The sequence below is a fragment of the Halobacteriovorax sp. RT-1-1 genome, assembly GCF_047085455.1.
GTDB lineage: Bacteria > Bdellovibrionota > Bacteriovoracia > Bacteriovoracales > Bacteriovoracaceae > Halobacteriovorax_A.
The window spans coordinates 526051-543340 of record NZ_JBKIXZ010000001.1; the positions used below are offsets into that span (position 1 = coordinate 526051).

Here is a 17290-nt window from a genome sequence, read left to right on the forward strand (position 1 = left end):
GTGATCATTTTTGTTTTTTATCACTTTCTTTGATTAAATTTTTTTAAAAAAAATAGAGAGCAAGTATATTAGAAATAATTTCTCTTATTTGTTTTTACTTATAAAGTGCCTATTTAAAAATTAAGATATCAAAATTGAAGATAGCAAGTATTTTACCAAGAATTTTGTGCGTATTAGTGTAGAGTTGGTGACCCTGCTTTACGGCCAAAACCTTCCCGAGCATAGCGTCACATCCGGCTGTGGCAAGGAATAATGTGTAATGGAAAATGATTGAACAATACTTCTGTGTTCTAAAAATGAAACAGAACACTTTGTTCTAAAATCTGTTGTTGTTCTAGTTTTTATCTGCAAAAATCTTCTTATGCAAAACGAGATAATAGAAAGACTTTCAAATGAATTTGCTAATGCAAGGGCAAAGAATCCATCTTATTCGCTGAGGGCTTATGCTAATAGGTTAGGCATTCAAGTTTCAGCTTTATCTGAGATATTGAATGGAAAAAGAGCCATTACAAAAAAGATGGGACAAAACATTTTGTCTGGTCTTGGAGTTAATCCTATCGAGTCTGAGAAAATATTATCAGGTTCGAAAGCTAAAGAAGAATCTAATTTATCATTGGACTATTTTAAGGCCATTTCTGATTGGTATTACTTTGCGATTCTATCTTTGGCTGAAATTCCAAATTTCAAAGCACAGCCTGAATGGATATCCAAAAGATTAAATATTTCACGGAGAGAAGCAAAGTTCGCTCTAGATAGGCTTATAAAACTTGAAATGTTAGTGGAAAACAAAGATGGAAGCTTTGAAGCATCAGGCATCCAATATAAAACACCTACAGATATCTTAAATGTTTCATTAAAGAATCATACAGTTCAAACTCTAGAACTCGCTATGAATTCCGTTCTCAATGATCCAATTGAAGAGAGGGATTTTTCAACTGTTACAATGGCCATCGACCCCTCTAAAATCGATGAAGCAAAAAAGATGATTAAGTCGTTTAGAAAGCGATTGTCTAAGAAACTCGAAACTGGAAGTAAAAAAGAAGTTTATAAATTGTCAGTTCAATTATTCCCTTTAAGTAGGAAGCGTAAGGAGATCGAAAATGAATAGAAAGATTTTATTATTATTTTTGTCTATTATCACATCAAGAGCAGTGTATGCAGGGCATGAAACAGGAAATGGTGGAGATGGAATACTGTGCACTAAGACAGATGGAAAGACCTATGTGCAATTCTATGACCTATATGAGGCTAAAGCTGTTTATGGATTAAATATTGATCTTGGAGCCGAGACATTAAGTGTTGAAAATAAAGTTGAGCTAGCATTAAATCGACTTGAAGATATAAATCCGAGCCGAAAAAAGTTGTATCAAAATTGGTTTGATTTATTTTTTTCTGAAACCGAATTTACTTCAGATAACTTAATTGATGTTCCAGATACTATTGATGGCCGAATACCTCCCTCTTGTTCTTTGGAGCAAGTTATTGTTCAGAGGACTCCAAGGTTTCCAGGTCAAAAAAGGTATACCATAGATAAAAAATTATGGGACTTAATGGATAATACCTCTAAGGCTTCAGCTATTTTGCATGAATTAATTCTTCGAGAAGCTGTAAACATTTCTGGCCACACGAACTCTATTTCTGCAAGGTATTATAACGCTCGTTTGAGTACGAATAGTTTCTCATCCCAATCACTGAGAGACTACGTTGAACTAATTAAGTCAATTGACTTTCGTCATTTCGATGCACATGGAGTAACTTTCTCGCTCTTTTCTTGGAGGAACGGTACTAGAATAGAAAATGGTTTAACATTTTATAATGATTCCAAGTTAAAAAGTGGGTATGCAGAGTCTTACAAAGAAAATCAAAAAATAAAGATTGAGAGTAATGAGATAGACTTTCCTGCACAGTCGATCTCATTTTATAAGAATTCGCAGATAAAGGAAGTGGGAGACTTTTCTGTAAATAACCCATTGAAGTTTAAATTAAATGATCTTGATTTGGTAATACTAAATGGAGACATTTCGAGAGTTGTATTTAATGAAAATGGTAACTTAAAAAATATTGATACAGATGGTGAAGTAAATTTAAATTTATCCTCAACGAATCTAATATGTTCTGGAAAAAGAAAAATAAAGCTAGAAGTCTCTATGGGGAACGTCATTGATTTCACTTGCTCATCTTCTTCTGACTGGGCCGGCGGGCTCTTATTTTTTCAAAACAAATGGAACCCCGTTAACTCCTTTAGCTTAAAGACAAACCTTGGTTTTAAAAAAATAAATTTTGGAGAAGCTAGAGAACTTGAGTTTAATGGCATTTCATTTGAAACCTTAAGCGAAGTTATTTTTCACGAGGATGAGATTGCAAAGTTAGTGATAACGGAGTCTGCTATAAATGTAGGCTTAGCAGACAGATCGTTTGAGTTTACCGGGCAAATAGAGTTCAATGATTTAGGTAATTTAATAAGTGGACGCATTGATAGCATGGAAACTGTTCTACAAGGGAAGGAAATTGTTTTGGATGGTGAAATTAAGTTTCATGATAACGGTAAAATAGCGTCAGCTATCCATGAAAACTTTGGTTCATTTAACTTCAAGATGGTGGATGGCCGTACAATCAATTGGAAACCATATTACAGATTTTGTCTTAATGAGGATGAGAATTTTATTGAAGGTTGTTACTAGGTATGTAGAGTTGGTGACCCCGCTTTATGGCCATCGTGGCCTCGCGGGGGACCCTCATCGTGAGGGCCACCCACGACATTGCCGTAGCTACAAAACCCAATCATTCTCCACATATAAAAAAAAGCCGAAAGTATCCAGGTGCTTTTCGTTGAATGTGAGTTATGAAAAAGTACCTGAAACATAATTTTGTGTTTATTTTAGACGTCTATGTATCTAAAATAACTCATTGAATTTGTATTGATCTAGATTTATACCTATAACTATTCTGGACTTATTAAAATAACCTTAATGTTTATATAGTGTATAAGTTATACCCTTATTTTATTTATTTTTCTAAATTCGATTATATAGTTGTTAGTTGCTTCTGTCGCTTTTTTCTTACTCATTCCATCTTTCTTAAAAGATTTATATATCAACTTATAATATAAGTTGTCCCAGTACTTTGGTTTTGTACCAGGTGGAATCTCTATGAGTATCTTTGGTGCACTAACACCTTCTTTGATATTTTTAGCGTAACATGTTGGTAATATATATGCTCCTTTAGCGTTTATAATTAAGTCTACGGCATTCTTAAAATCTTTTAAATCAAATTGGATTGCAAAAAAAATAGGCATGGGATTTTTAAATTCAAGTGTTAGGAATATGTGTTTAGGTAGAATTTTTCTTATTCCCCAGCAGGATACCACATCTCCTTGATTTCCATCTTCGTGAACTTTAATTAGATCTAGTATGTCAGTTCTATCTCTTATATCTATAAAAATAACCGGAAGCATTCTTCCATCTCCTGTAGTGGAAGACGCAATGCTGCTAACTCGTTCTGCTATAACAACTTCTGATTTGCCAAACTGTCTTGGTTTATTCATATGTCTCTCTCATTTAAAATGTATGATTCTAAATATATTTCCTTATCATCTAAAGTTGTTATAATAATTTTGTATTCTTCAATTCTATTTTTATTATTATTCAAAAAAGGCGGTATTTTAAAAGATAACCAACCTGTTACTGCTGTTCTCGCAGTAAGCTCTGTTGGGCTTTCGATGTAATTAACTTTCGCGTTATTGTTTAATTTTATTGAGATATTTTTTTGATCAATAAGTAGCTCTTTTACAATATCATCTGGCCCCGTATATTTTATACTAAGTCTGTAATTTATAATTGACTTGGTGATACTTGCTAAATTTGAGATTGTAATTAGAAATGAAGCAAATAAGTCTTCGTCTTTTTTCCATTTGAATGATTGTTCTAATGTCGCTTTTATTCCGAGTAATTTTTCTTTGTATTCTTCTTCTGTAATCAAAGTTCTTTTTTTAGAGTTAATGTAACTCAGCGTAGATAATAATAAAGCAAATAATGAAATTATGATTGAAATTTGCTTTTCTGTTAAATTGTAAAAAATTTCTTTCATAATACTAATATCGTCATTTTATTGAAAATGTTAAGATTTATTATTCAGTTTTAATATTGTCCTTCATTATAATAATTGAAAAGCTGGACTTTTTTCGAGCATGGCTTCTGGAAGGTTTACGTGAGTTCTTTTATATCGTTTGTTTGATTTAATAACGTCCTATTTTAATGACACTTTTATTTCTAATATTGCAGTTATTTACTATCAAAATTTTAAGGTTATTTTTAATTCTTAAAAAGGAGAGTTTTGGCATATTACTTCTCTTTTCAAATAATATGTAAAGACTTAGTCTTGGTAAACTTAATTACCAAATACATAGTGTTTTATAATCATATTCTTTCTTTTGTTATTATAAATTCAAACTCTTTTTATAAGTGATGTTACGGGGCGATTTCTTTAGTTTTTAAAGATGTTGTTTTTATAAGTTGTCGAATTTGTTTTGATAAAACTTTTATTCTATAATAGATGTATTTTACCGATAAGAGTCTAAGTAAATTAATTATTAAATTTTTGTATTTTGGATCGAAAAAATATAAAAGAACCGAAGGTCGCTGACATAATCAAGGACTAAATTTATTAAAATAAATCAAGTTAGATTGTACTAACTTAGCTATAAGTTTTTTAATTGCTTTATTCTTTAAGAAACATTCCTACTAGATCATAAGGTCTATCTTCAGCATCAATATTTATGGCAAATACAACACATTTCTTAATATGTTTTTCTGATAGTCCATGATTGGTAGCGGATTGAATCAACTTATCTCTCTCTGGCCAATTGTTTTTGCAAAAGAAAAGAAATACCATCGATGTATCTTGAACATCAGGTGGACACCAGACAAGCATATTAATGTGACCTTCTTTATGCCAGTTTTTTCTTACATTTTTTTTGATATCAGCCAGTTTCTTTATTACTTTTTTTTGATCATCAGGTGCAACATGAAGTAAAGTGATGCCTATCTGTGTCCAATTTTCAAAGTTTCTTTCCTCAAGTTTAGTTATAAGTGATTTCCAAAAAGGAGTAAGTATTGGTTCAGGCTTTTTAAGTTTTATACCGTGAGCAAGTGAGTCGAAGTAATGATCAACAGTTTTGGATTCACCATCTAAATTAAGGAAGAAATTTTCGTCGTTAGGGAAGCAGCTAGAGTCAAAGAGGGTCTTTATATAATATCCCATTAGGTCTAGTTCATCGCCATGGAATTTTACATATTCTTCTATTTCTTCTCTTCTTGATAAATAATGGATAATTCCTAGAGGGTGATCAAATAACTTAAAGAGTGTATCAAAATCAGCGATGTTCATTGATGGACAAGGAGAAAAGTCACTTGGGAGCCATCCTGTTTTTTCGTGCTGCTTTACATTTGATTGTATCATTGCAAAATCTTCCAAAGAAACTGAGAGCCGAATAACTTTTGAAATAGACTTCAAATTAATATCTAATTGATTTTCTAGTTCTTCAGAATCCTCTTCTCCTCTCTTGATTGCAAAAATTTTATTCTTTAATCTCATTGATTGTTGGTTTGGCGAAATGATAATTTCTTTTAAGTGAGTTTTCAAACGGCCCGGTGCCCCTCTTAATGCCGAAGGTGTAATTCGTCCAGATTTTGCTTCAATAATAAGTAGGCAGGTATCAATACTTGTTATAAGATCAGTTTCGTATTCTCTATTATCATATTTCCATTTGATACTTTTAAATGTTTTATTCTCAGGAAACTTTTCTTTTACAATTTCTTCAATACGATTTTCTAAGAAAGTAGCTCTTCTTCTTTCAATTTGCTTTTTTGCGAATGGCTCAGCTAACACGGTGAGTGTTCTTAGTGCAAAACTAAAAAATACTTGTGGTGTAAAGCAGTAAAATATATTGTTATCTGACTTTATAAGTGGTTTTCCCCAAATCGGATTATCATTAATGATATAATCGATACGAGAGTTATTGAGATCGCCGAAAGAAAAAGAAAATACTTCTACAAGATTTTCAATAGTCGATACATTCCACTCAAGGAACTCAGCAATCGAAGAAGTATCAAATGCGTAAATATCTTTTAGAAATAGGTCTTGGTGAGATAGTAGCATTGCCCGTATTTGCTTTAAAGAGGATTGTTTGAACATTTCGCTATTGATAAAATCTTCTGCTTTTTCTTCATCTTGGCCTAAAATTGTTACATGGTAAGATTTTACTAACTCCGCTTTATTCTTATACATTGCCAAAATTGAAAGGCTTTGAAGCCTAGCATTTAACTTTGTTTCTGTCATCTCAAGTAAAGCCTCAAAGAATTGAATTACTTGAGATGCAGTGAAGCCAAGAGAAGAGTAATATAATTCATCAAGTTCAGAAAAAAGTGATTTAGTAATTTCTTTCACCTGATTTATGTAACCCCAATTACGAACTATCTGAGTATGACCTAAGACCTTCCTGCGAAGTCCTTCAATAGCATGTTCAGCTTCAGTCAATTCCAGCTTTTCAGCAGAGTATCCTTGAAAATGCAATGAAAAAGATAAGATTGTTAGGGTTTCCCTCATTTTTGAATAAGTATCATGCTTTACAAGTTTTGAATGATTATATTTATTATCTCTTAGTATATATGCCTGACAAAATTCTGGATGAAATTGATTTATTCCCGCAGCTTCAAAATCTGTATATTTTATCCCTGAATCACTCACACTAGTAGTTAGCTCATAATAAGAGAGCATCGCCAAAAGTTGAAGTGGATCATTCTCAGTAAAGATTTTATCTAGCTCAGTTATGCTGTTTTCAAAGTTCTCTTTAGACCTTTCTCCTATAGAGTTTAGTGCGTGTTTCCGTTCCTCAAGTGATAGTCCTTCAAATGGATTATCCATTTTATAAAATGTTTTCTTTGTGTTGATAGACTTGCTAATAAGGTCAGGTTTATTTCGGTGCTTTTTAGATTGCACTTTTTTTCGTTTTTTTAAAGCCCGTTTTTGTTTGTTCTTTTTTCCCATATTACTAATCGTCTCTACCTATCTTTTCTAAACAAAATTTTAATTTTTTAAGTGCTGCGATGACCGATTTAAGTCTCGCTTCAGCGTCTGTAATCAAAGACCCGTTTGGAATTGTCCAGTTACCATGTGCTTTTCCTTGGCCCCTCAACTTTTGGAGATCATTAAGTACCGTATGAATTTCTTTAATAAGATTATCGTTATTTGTATTTATTAAAATGAATTTTATTAATCCAAGCGAGCCAGTTTTGTTATCAACGTCTCCAAAAGCCTCAGCGATCCTTTTAATCGACTTCTTTAATAGACCTTCTGTTACTGTATTCGCAAGAGTTATAATAAAATCATGCCATTGGTTTTGGTTCTCGGTTTTTAGATAGAATAGTCCTTTACTTGCGATATTCCATTCTCCTCCTTTGGGAGACCAAATTGAATGTACTTCTCCATTAATTTTGATATTTTGTAAATCATATAAAGAGGCTTTTAATTGAGACAAAAGAGGTTTCTCATCGGGAAACTTTGCTTTGAAATCAGTTTGAATTGATCTTTTGGAAAGGCCTCCCTTTGGTTCTTCGTTAAATGATTTCCAATAGAGCTGCTCTTTATAAGGAAGATGGGAAAGATAAATAGCATAAGTGTGAACTTGATTATATTCATTAATGTCGTAGGTTTTTAAATACCAACCGCCATAACAACTAATTGTTCTTTCTTTTAGTTCGTACTTGTCGGGATTGTTTTTGTATTTATCTAATACGGCGGCATTAAAAAAAATGGGACTTATTTCAAATGGGAGGTCGCTCTCTGTAAAATAATTTGCAAAATTTTCAGGAGAAATAGAGTAATCGTTTAGAATTTTTTTATTCTTCCAGTCTTGAACAGTAAAAGTAGCATATTGTTTTTGATTTTCTTCTTCATCACTGGTGCGCCATGAAAGGAGTTGTTCTTTTGGTGTAATCGGTCTCAGGATCTCTGCTCCTCTGAATTCGATGTAGTTCATAGGTTCTATTCCTATTGACTGCATTTCAAAAATAGCTTCGTACTCTTCTGGCTTAATTATTTTTTTGTTATCAAATTCGTAGTTCCATATTTCGACTTTACGTCGATTGAAATCAAAATATCGAATTAATGTCCATTTCCCTAAATAGAGCAATTTATCTAAGGTTTTTCTTCTTATTAAAATTAATCTCAAATTCTCATTATCGATTACTTTTATTTTTTCAATTTCTTCACCTTGGTCATCTACTCTACAATAAGAATTTTTTCGAGGTGACCAGTGGAGATTTAGGGGATGAGTAACAAGTTGATTAAACTCAATATAAGACTCTTTTCCTTTCCCATGACCATAGTGTTGTCTTTCAAAATATAATTGGATTTCAGATTGATTGAAGCCCTTATCCTCTTTCCAGTAAGGCTCTAACGAGTGATCATTACCACTCATTACGTTGGTATAAGCTGAACATGATGGAACAAAATTGAAATGAGGCAATTCTTTTTTTAATTCGTCGACGTAATTCAATGGACAAAGCCGTGGATAAATCCAGTAACCCCCAACCGAAGTACGAGTTGATAAACTGAGAATAGTCCATCCATCCCAGTCCTGAAAAATAAACTCCCAATTACGAGAGAGCATTTCTTTGTCTTGATTGCTCCTAAAGTGAGACATTTCCACTTTTAGAATTTGATTTATTAGTTGTTTAAATGTTGGTTCAAGCAAGTGAATCTCCATTTTGTCTTGTTTAATTTTGAAGAGCAGCATATCAGAAACTTATTGGTTCGTAATATTCTGTCTATCGAGTACTTCCAATCTAAAATATAACTCAGTTGTTTACCTAGTCCTCTCGCTTTATTAGTTGGTTATAAGTATAGTAAATGCTGAAGCCTATAATAATTGTGATGCTAATAGATATAAAAACGTCATACCATTTTTTTTCATTTTGTGTATGAAAGTCGTTGAATGAAGTTCTTCTTCCTGAAAATATCCATCTAGCGAATGAACCGATGTAATGCAAAACGTTTACGAATAATTCGTAAAAGATGTCTGTGAAAAACTCTCTCATTTGCTAATTATATACTAAATTCAGATTATATTTAGATATTGAGTCGTTCTTTAGATTTATGAAATAAGTTATTGTTCTTATAAAGTTTTTGAAATGATGCAGAGTTGGTGACCCCGCTTTGCGGCCATCGTGGCCTCGCGGGGGGCCCTCATCGTGAGGGCCACCCACGACTTTGTCGTTGCTACAAAACCCAATCATTCTCCACATATAAAAAAAAGCCCCTTCTTTCGAAGGGGCTTTTTTTTAATGGGGTGACCGATGGGGCTCGAACCCACGACAACCAGAATCACAATCTGGCGCTCTACCAACTGAACTACGGTCACCATAAGAATGTGGAATTATTTATAAATGCTTGGGCCTTATGAGTCAACAGTTAATTGCATAATGTGTAAGGTTTGTGCGAAGCGTCCTAGGAATATCTTGCATATAAATGCTCCAAGGCATTAAAATGATTAGTGAAGTTACCAAAAAACTAGGAAGGATATATGAAAAAGGTATTTCTATCATTAATGATGCTTTCACAAGCTTCAATTTTTGCTTATGGGATTGGTCAATCAACGATGCCAATGCTTAGCGGAAGCAAGCAAATTGCAACGGAACTTACTGGAATTACGTCTGATAAGGGCGGAATGGGGATGCAAGTTCGTTACACTCAAAAACTAGATGAAAAATTAATCGTAGACGGTGGGATTGGTATCTCAGGTGGTGAGCGTTCACAAAGACTATTTGTTGGTGCTGACTATGAAATCTATCCAGATTATATGCAACAACCAAGAGTTTCTGTGAAAGGGATTTTAGAGCGTTCAACTGAGTTTGACCAAGGGATTACAAAAATCTCGATAGCACCAACTATCACTAAGGGATTCTCTTTCTGGGGTAAAGAAGCTTATCCATATGCTTCACTACCAGTAGGGCTTTCACTAAATGGTGACACTAAAACTTACGATACAACAATCAGTCTTAACACTGGTATCAACGGACAACTTCCAATCGAAGGTTTTAAACACCTTAATGGAACAATGGAAGTTCAAGTTGGACTTAAAGATTCATTCACAGCATTCCTTGCTGGTGTATCGTTTCCACTATAATATCTTCCAGAAATTATATATAACTAAGAAGGCGGCCTAGTGCCGCCTTTTTAATTAAGAGGACTATCCAATGACAAAAATTATTCTCTCAGATTTCGACGGAACACTTACTCATCACACAGAAATGAGTAGTGAGCTTTTCGATATTTTAAAATTAGCAGATGAGAAGAAAGTCCCTTTTGTCATTGTTACTGGCCGCTCAATTTCTTGGGCACACTTTTTAATCACTCACTTTACTTCACTTCCAATTGTTATCTCTGAGGGTGGGGGAGCAATTAGCTGGCGTGATAAAGCAGGACTTATTCAAAATGAATTTCTTGTTCCTGAAAGTGAGTTAGCAAAACTTGAAGCCTTTTGTATAAAGCTTAAAGAAAAATATCCTAACCTTTATTTAACAAGTGACTCTCTAGGACGAGTTGCTGATCGTGCAATTGAGCTTTGTGATCTTGAAGATGAGAAGTTTAAAAATGAAATCTGCCACCTTATGGATGAAGAGGGGATTAACTACTCAACGTCTAATGTGCACTTAAACTTTTGGTGTGGAAATCTTTCAAAAGCAAATGCAACGAAAGTACTCTTTAATAAGTTCTATCCAAATTTAAATATGGCCGAAGATGCCATCTATTTTGGAGATAGCCTTAACGACCAATCAATGTTTGATAAAGTGAAAACATCAATTGGTGTTTCAAATATTAAATCAGTTCTCGATAAGCTTGCAGTTAAGCCTCACGTAATTCTTGAAGGAAGCGAGAATGCAGGGCCTAGCGGGGTTTTAAACTACCTGAAAAATAATCTCTAGCAGCATCTTTTACAGTCGATTCAATTTCTTCAACAGGAGTTGTAAATCTCTCACTAATAAGTGGAATGAAATCTTTTGGCAGTGAAGAAATATACATGCGATCTTCACCCTTGTAGTGAAGCTTGAGTCCTATGGCATGGAGACAGTGGCGATTGTGCTCCATTTGATCATATTCTTCTGGGCTCGCTAAATTGTCCTTAAATCTTTGAAACATTTCAAATGAGCCAAGGTAGAGCTTGTCGCCAACTAGTGGAAGTCCTCTTAGCATAGCGTGAACTCTAATCTGGTGTTGGCGTCCCGTTTGAGGGAAGGCCAAGCCAATAACATAGTCGCCTTCCTTAAATAAAACCTTAAAGTCTGTGTAGGCGTGTTTACCTTCATGGGAATCAACAGGGTAAGAGTCGATATAGACACGCTTTAAACCTTCTTCACCAGCGCCAAGTCGCTCATCTGAATAGAACTCAATTTCGCCGTTGTAGTCTTCATTTGCCTTGGCGATAAAGAAGTAACACTTCTTTACGCGATCGTGGATAAACTCTTCTCCCATTAAGTTGGCTATCTGGGGCTCTTTTCCTAACATCATGACCCCTGATGTTTCACGATCAAGCCTGTGAATAGAGTGAATGGTTTTTTCATACTTCTCTTCAAACATAACAGTTGCACAGTAGAAGAGGTGGCGGCCAGTAGGGTGGCAGGCCATATAAGGAGGCTTATTCATAACAATAAGCTCTTTGTCTTCAAAGATAATCTCTGGTTTCTCGTCTAACTCAATTAATTCACCACGCCAGTACTCATCTTCTTGAGTTGTTCTTTCGATTCTAAAGAAGATTCTTTCTTTGTAGTGGAGAGTTGTTGAAGGACGATGTTTTCCAGGGCGGCCAATGATTTGAACATCGCCTGCCTTGATACGTTTCTTTACTTCTTGACGTGACCAAGTCTCAAGATAGATTTGCATATATTGATCAAGTCTCATACCATGCTGAGTTTCCTCAACATAGTAAGTGACTTCATATACTTGTGTTGTAAATTTCTTATTGAGAATGGCCATAATCTAATAAAGTACTAATATCTTTCTTTAATTAGATACTTTATTAGCGCAAATGATCCGTTCTGTGAATAACCATAAGTTGTATTAAGATTATCAATAATTTGTTGAATTTCTTTCTTAATATCTTCCTTTAAAGGAATGTGGCCTTGAACATCCTTGCCACTTTTTTCAGCTTCAAAGAAGACTAAGTTCTTAGAAATATTCTTAATGACCTTCTCTTGCTCTTGTCTAAAAGATTCTTTAAGACGATCAACAACCTCAGGGAAGATCTTTATATAATCAACTTTCTGTCCTGGGTTATCTAACGACCATGCCCCAAGTTTAGAGATTAAGTGTGAACGGAAAGTTGAAGGGTCTTCTTTTAAAGAAATATTGTTTTCAAATTCTTTAATTTGGTAAGCATCGCCTTCCTCATATTTTCCAGTCACTTCATTCTTTATCTTTTCACCCTTAATAAGTGCGTTGATATTTTGAATATACTTCTTTAGGTACTCTTCGTATGAACGATCATCGACAAGTCCAAGACATCCTCTTAGCTGACGATCAAATTGATCGAGACAGTCTTCATTTATAAGTTGGATGAACTTTTCTGGATTATGGTAGTCACCATGGGCAGACATGTTTAAGAAGTCATACTCAGACTTTTTATTGATAATTCTTCTGAAATACTCAAGGACTTCAATGAAAGTAATATCTTTATTTAAGTCCGCAAGGCGATAAATCATATTCTTGATATCACGAGGAGATATACCAAACTTACCTTCATAGAGATTATCGAATTCAAACTCAGATTCAACTTTTCCAATATTGTGTTTTAGAAGCTGTGCTTCTTCAACATTAAGATGGGCCGGAAGCTGGCGGTCACTTGAGTAAAGCGCGCATTTCTCAAGTGGATTAAGAGTTGTCACAATTGCAGATAATTTTTTGTTATCTTCATAGTGTTTACTCATACAAGAGCGAATTCTCGTCATAACTGAGAATTTTGCAATGGCAGAAAGTGACCCCGGCTCAAATCGAGTACGATCCTTAATGCTATCAATTTGCTTCTTATAAATATCCATCTCACACTTATAGTCCAGTAGGTAAGGAACGCGAATAAATGTAAAACGTCCTTTAAATGAATTAAAATCTGGATGTTGTTTAAATGCTGTTAAATGAACTTCGTTAGATGTTCCAATAAAGAAAATATCAAGCTCAGTTAGAATACCACCAAGATTAATTGAACCAGATTCCATTGTCATAAGTAGATACTTAAAAGTATCAAGTGGTCTCTTTAAAAGATCTGAGTATTCTAGGATTCCACGATTTGCATGAATTGTTTCACCTGACATTTGAAATAGGTTCAGTGATTGTAGAGAAGGTGGCAGTGATGCAAGTCTTTGATCCATTGTAATCTGTTGCATCTTTGCATCAACATGTAATTGAGGCTCAATTGTAACGGCACTACGAGAATAGCGACGAGAAACTGTATAGCGCTCAACACGGATATGTTTTAATACTTCTTCGTGTTTACCCTTGTAGTTTTTTAAGAGTGCATCGTAGATCATACGATTTCTTTTCGAAAGATCACCGCGCACAAGGTACGATTTTTCAATTTCTTCTAATTTCTCTGGTTGGTCGTTAAAAGCTGAGTGAATAATATCTTTTCTTACTTCTTTTGGAATGAGAAGAAGTGGATGATCCTTAAGCTCCGAAGCGAGAATTGCTGAGATATCTTTATCTTCTAATAAAGCATAAGAATTTAAATTTACCGAAGAATGAGTTTGGTTAAGTCCAAGGTTACCCTTAATGACAGTATTGATTGGGAATATCCAGCTAAAAGTGTAAAGAGCGCCTTCATCAGTTTTAGAGTAATCTTCAGCACCTTTCATAAGGCGTTTTACAAGTGAGCTCTTAGATGAACCATTTGGCCCTACTAGTAAAATAAATTTATTATTGAAACCTTCTTCAGCAAAATTTCTTAACTGCTCAATTATTTTTTCTTCAATTTTATATTGACCAAAAACTGCAGGAGCATCTTGATCATCTTTTTGAAAAACATTGAGGTGTCCGTGATCATCGCGTCCAAAATAGTCCACCATGTCTTGAAGATAGGCCGAAGTTGGTCTTAATTCCCTGTCTGGAAATTTTTTGAAGAGCTCGTAGTAGTCAAAAAATGACATTGTCTCATTTCCGTTAACTTCTAAATCATTTAAACTATCTAACCAATCCATAATATTCCTTTGAAACCTTTTAACATAGGGGATTTCTAGTTATAATTTTACCATTGATTGGGTGTTACATATAAGTGAGAAATGTTTAAAAAAATAATCTTTACTTCCATTCTTATTCTGAGTGTTGGACTCGGGTATTGGCTTTTCACGAAGAAAAGCTCTGGCCCTAAGCTTTCAAATGAAGAAATTATCGAAATTGTTAAAACATTAAAGTTTGAATGGGAGAACGCACACCTCGATAAAGAGGGAATGTGTAAGAAGCTTAGCTATGTAGATGACCAGTATTACCAATGTTTTCCAGAGTATATGGCCTGTTTACTGGAAAAGAAGCTTGTCAATGTCCATATTAATAAGAAATTAGTACCAATTACGCTGAAGGGTAACTACAGCTACCATCAGATGCCTAGCTACCGCTACTATGATTATACAGTTAAGGCCGATGGCTTTGATGAAGAACTTAAACTTAGCTTTGTCGACAGTTGTCAGGAAGTCTATGTTCCTCAAAGATATTATCCGTTCTTGGCCAATAAAAGAGATGTAACTATTTCGTGGGATAACTTCAATCGCAATATTTTTGTTGATAAATACCATGTGCAAAACTGGGAAGTTCTAAATTGGGCAAAGATCTCTAAAGATAAAGTTGCTCAAGAAGCGGCAAAGAAAATACAGGATAGAAATAAGTACTCTTATGCTTACGGGCTTTCAATTGATGAGATGGATGCTTATTGTTCTTTTCAAGGGAAATCAATTTTAAGTGCCCGTGTCTTTGATGCTATATCAATTCATCCAGAAGATCTAAATGATACGACAACAAAGTACTTAAGAGCGCCTTTTTACCCATGGGAAAGAAAGAATACCAAAACTCTAATTAATAAAATTCAGCGCATGAAAGAATTTCATATTGACGAAATAACTAAAGAAGAAAGAATTAAACTTTGTAAAAAAGATTATTCTAGTGAGTGTCTGGATCAGAATTATATCCAAAAAAATAGTCACAATGTTTCATGGGCCGGTGTTTATGAAATTTTTGGCGGCCCACTTGAATACTTAAGAAATATTATTCATCCAAGTGAAAATATAAAATTGGCTTCATTTTATTTTAGTTGGCATCAAAAAGCTCATCAGACTGGAATGCGTGGATATTGGGATGGAGAGGGATTTGGCATTAATAATATTGCTTTTGATCCTTTTGTTTCTAACGAGATAGGATCAGATTATAAAATCGCTTTTCGTTGTATGAGGACACTATAATGAAGTTTATAATGGGTTTATTACTTCTATTAAATTTCATTTCTTGCAACCAAAAGAATTTCATTTTGGAAGAAGAGTTGGCCTTTACTAATAACTTTCAAATTAATGAACTCTATCAGGGAAGTAAAGGGGTTTATGAACCGAAGAATACATGGCTTCTTCTATTTACCTTTAATGACTATTGCTACTTTTATAAAACACCATTTAATAAATCTCTAGGCGAGTACCGAGTTACTAAGAGATCCTCGGGGAAATGTAGCTTTAATGATGATGCAATTCTTTCTAAAGAAGGAATTAGTGATTTTAAGATGAATCTTCATGTACAGGATAAGATAAAGCTTAATCTTATAATTGATGGAGAGAGTGTAAACTATCCTCTTCTAAATCATACTGTTTCTAAAAAGTTTTCTCCGTTTAACAATCAACTTAAGAAATCATATTTTGATAATGTATTTGTAAATGGTGGTTTGGATTATTTAAAATCTAAAACTTTAAAAAGTGGAACTCTTTGTCACGGTGTGAATATCGAGTGTAAGGATGTGGTGAAGTATAAGTGTGATCTTTGTGAGGAAGGCAGTTACGAAGTCGTCGACTTTAATTGTGCACAAGGTGGCAGTAAATTTTGTGGAAAGGATAAGTGTGGAACAAAGAATCAACCAGCTTGCCCTCGTGGTTATAAGGTTTTAGATACGAAGTTTCCTTCTCTTTGTTTTAATGGATCTCCGGCAGGTTTTTGCTCTCCTGGACTTAGTACATTCTGTAATGATGAGGGGATTCTTATTTGCTTATAAGATCTCTTTACCAAAAACTGTAGCAGGTTTTAGCTTAATACGAGATTTTCTTACTTTCTTGATACTATCAATATCTTCTGGGTCAATATAGCAGCTATCTACGGCTTGATAAAAATGAGAACATACCCTAATTTGTTCAGCCTTCACTTCTTTTGTCTTTTTGTTAAAGCTTACAAGTGTGATAAATTCACCATGACCTATATTTGAAATAATTGGATAGCCCGATACTTGCATATATGGTTCAAAACTATTTCCAGTGAAAATTAAGTCAAAGGTATCTGGGGGTAAGCGTTTAAGAATAGTCTCTGTTGCTTGCTTATCAAGTGAACAATTCTTAAATTTATAATCGATCTTATCGCTACACTCTGTATGTGAGTGAAGAAGTGCAATATTAAGGTCAGTTTTACCCTTTAGTGCCTTTTTGATTTCAATTACACGAGCAACAACATCATCAAAAAGGATCCCTTCTAGGCCATCTTCTTTTTTTAACTTTGGCTTATATGGCGTCAATCCAATAATTCCAACCTTAATTCCACCAACTTCTTTAACGACATACTCTTGATTACCATATTGATTAAATGCTGAATTTGTATCTAGTGAAATAAGATTAGAATTTACAAATGGAAGCTCACGAGGAAGAAGGTTATTTTTAAAATTAATTAATTCATGATCAGATAAGAGAATCGCATCATAATTGAAATTGGCCAATTGATTTAGGATCAACTCGCCAGCAAGGTCATACTCTTTTTCTAAAATCTGTCCACCATCAATCAGCACAAGATTACTAAGCTTTTCTTTTAATGCAGAAATGAACTTATAAAGTAGTGCATCTCCACCAAATTCAATTTTAGAAGAAACAATAAGTTCGTCACTGTGTGATTCAACTTTTGAATTTAAACTAGAAGTGTAAGCGAAGTAGATTGTGTCTGAGTCTTTTTTTGAGAGAAAGCTTTTGTCGGCTTTCATATAACTATACTTTCGAGAGTTATCACTACATGAAGTGAT

13 protein-coding genes and 1 tRNA gene are annotated in these 17290 nt (G+C 34.0%); 6 read left to right on the forward strand and 8 right to left on the reverse strand.

The annotated features are described in order from the left end of the window. Window positions 1–361: 361 nt before the first annotated feature. Both ACMAWV_RS02730 and ACMAWV_RS02735 read left to right on the forward strand, forming a co-directional pair. Complete coding sequence (locus ACMAWV_RS02730; RefSeq protein WP_412469984.1) at window positions 362–1108, forward strand: TIGR02147 family protein; 747 nt, start codon at window positions 362–364, stop codon at window positions 1106–1108. Further along, window positions 1101–2681 (forward strand): hypothetical protein, encoded by a 1581-nt coding sequence (locus tag ACMAWV_RS02735; RefSeq protein ID WP_412469983.1) that lies wholly within the window; start codon window positions 1101–1103, stop codon window positions 2679–2681. Before ACMAWV_RS02730 ends, ACMAWV_RS02735 begins: the two co-directional genes overlap by 8 nt. A gap of 308 nt (window positions 2682–2989) precedes the next feature. Here ACMAWV_RS02735 and ACMAWV_RS02740 read toward each other — a convergent pair whose 3' ends face one another. The 5 genes from ACMAWV_RS02740 to ACMAWV_RS02760 form a co-directional block, all read right to left on the reverse strand. After that, on the reverse strand, window positions 2990–3544 hold the full coding sequence (locus tag ACMAWV_RS02740) for a hypothetical protein (protein ID WP_412469982.1): 555 nt from the start codon (window positions 3542–3544) through the stop codon (window positions 2990–2992). Continuing rightward, window positions 3541–4086 carry a hypothetical protein gene (locus ACMAWV_RS02745; RefSeq protein WP_412469981.1) on the reverse strand — a complete coding sequence of 182 codons (546 nt, stop codon included), beginning with the start codon at window positions 4084–4086 and terminating at the stop codon, window positions 3541–3543. Before ACMAWV_RS02745 ends, ACMAWV_RS02740 begins: the two co-directional genes overlap by 4 nt. A gap of 630 nt (window positions 4087–4716) precedes the next feature. Beyond that, window positions 4717–6996, reverse strand: coding sequence for a hypothetical protein (locus ACMAWV_RS02750; protein ID WP_412469980.1), 2280 nt, complete (start codon window positions 6994–6996; stop codon window positions 4717–4719). Between the two features lie 52 nt (window positions 6997–7048). Then, on the reverse strand, window positions 7049–8752 hold the full coding sequence (locus ACMAWV_RS02755; RefSeq protein WP_412469979.1) for a hypothetical protein: 1704 nt from the start codon (window positions 8750–8752) through the stop codon (window positions 7049–7051). 590 nt (window positions 8753–9342) lie between these two features. Continuing rightward, a tRNA-His gene (locus ACMAWV_RS02760) sits at window positions 9343–9418 on the reverse strand. Window positions 9419–9580: 162 nt separating this feature from the next. On the opposite strand from ACMAWV_RS02760, the gene ACMAWV_RS02765 reads away from it, so the two are divergent. Both ACMAWV_RS02765 and ACMAWV_RS02770 read left to right on the forward strand, forming a co-directional pair. Next, window positions 9581–10183, forward strand: a complete 603-nt coding sequence (locus ACMAWV_RS02765) for a hypothetical protein (protein ID WP_412469978.1) — start codon at window positions 9581–9583, stop codon at window positions 10181–10183. Between the two features lie 70 nt (window positions 10184–10253). Further along, window positions 10254–10982 (forward strand): HAD family hydrolase, encoded by a 729-nt coding sequence (locus tag ACMAWV_RS02770; protein WP_103218818.1) that lies wholly within the window; start codon window positions 10254–10256, stop codon window positions 10980–10982. Here the strand turns inward: ACMAWV_RS02770 and ACMAWV_RS02775 are convergent. Both ACMAWV_RS02775 and ACMAWV_RS02780 read right to left on the reverse strand, forming a co-directional pair. After that, window positions 10945–12030, reverse strand: a complete 1086-nt coding sequence (locus ACMAWV_RS02775; protein WP_103218819.1) for an RluA family pseudouridine synthase — start codon at window positions 12028–12030, stop codon at window positions 10945–10947. The two genes, ACMAWV_RS02770 and ACMAWV_RS02775, sit on opposite strands and share 38 nt — an antisense overlap. A 14-nt stretch (window positions 12031–12044) precedes the next feature. Further along, window positions 12045–14243: a hypothetical protein gene (locus ACMAWV_RS02780; RefSeq protein WP_103218820.1), complete on the reverse strand. Its 2199-nt coding sequence runs from the start codon at window positions 14241–14243 to the stop codon at window positions 12045–12047. A gap of 81 nt (window positions 14244–14324) precedes the next feature. Between ACMAWV_RS02780 and ACMAWV_RS02785 the strand changes: the two genes are divergently transcribed. Both ACMAWV_RS02785 and ACMAWV_RS02790 read left to right on the forward strand, forming a co-directional pair. Continuing rightward, window positions 14325–15494 (forward strand): hypothetical protein, encoded by a 1170-nt coding sequence (locus tag ACMAWV_RS02785; protein WP_392990673.1) that lies wholly within the window; start codon window positions 14325–14327, stop codon window positions 15492–15494. Continuing rightward, window positions 15494–16285 (forward strand): hypothetical protein, encoded by a 792-nt coding sequence (locus tag ACMAWV_RS02790; protein ID WP_412463034.1) that lies wholly within the window; start codon window positions 15494–15496, stop codon window positions 16283–16285. Before ACMAWV_RS02785 ends, ACMAWV_RS02790 begins: the two co-directional genes overlap by 1 nt. Here ACMAWV_RS02790 and ACMAWV_RS02795 read toward each other — a convergent pair. Continuing rightward, window positions 16280–17251 (reverse strand): hypothetical protein, encoded by a 972-nt coding sequence (locus tag ACMAWV_RS02795; RefSeq protein WP_412463033.1) that lies wholly within the window; start codon window positions 17249–17251, stop codon window positions 16280–16282. The genes ACMAWV_RS02790 and ACMAWV_RS02795 overlap by 6 nt on opposite strands. Window positions 17252–17290 lie beyond the last annotated feature (39 nt).

Coding starts and splice junctions, on each gene's coding strand:
- ACMAWV_RS02730 (WP_412469984.1), top strand. CDS start 362: ATGCAAAACGAGATAATAGAAAGACTTTCAAATGAATTTGCTAATGCA.
- ACMAWV_RS02735 (WP_412469983.1), top strand. CDS start 1,101: ATGAATAGAAAGATTTTATTATTATTTTTGTCTATTATCACATCAAGA.
- ACMAWV_RS02740 (WP_412469982.1), bottom strand. CDS start 3,544: ATGAATAAACCAAGACAGTTTGGCAAATCAGAAGTTGTTATAGCAGAA.
- ACMAWV_RS02745 (WP_412469981.1), bottom strand. CDS start 4,086: ATGAAAGAAATTTTTTACAATTTAACAGAAAAGCAAATTTCAATCATA.
- ACMAWV_RS02765 (WP_412469978.1), top strand. CDS start 9,581: ATGAAAAAGGTATTTCTATCATTAATGATGCTTTCACAAGCTTCAATT.
- ACMAWV_RS02770 (WP_103218818.1), top strand. CDS start 10,254: ATGACAAAAATTATTCTCTCAGATTTCGACGGAACACTTACTCATCAC.
- ACMAWV_RS02775 (WP_103218819.1), bottom strand. CDS start 12,030: ATGGCCATTCTCAATAAGAAATTTACAACACAAGTATATGAAGTCACT.
- ACMAWV_RS02780 (WP_103218820.1), bottom strand. CDS start 14,243: ATGGATTGGTTAGATAGTTTAAATGATTTAGAAGTTAACGGAAATGAG.
- ACMAWV_RS02785 (WP_392990673.1), top strand. CDS start 14,325: ATGTTTAAAAAAATAATCTTTACTTCCATTCTTATTCTGAGTGTTGGA.
- ACMAWV_RS02790 (WP_412463034.1), top strand. CDS start 15,494: ATGAAGTTTATAATGGGTTTATTACTTCTATTAAATTTCATTTCTTGC.
- ACMAWV_RS02795 (WP_412463033.1), bottom strand. CDS start 17,251: ATGAAAGCCGACAAAAGCTTTCTCTCAAAAAAAGACTCAGACACAATC.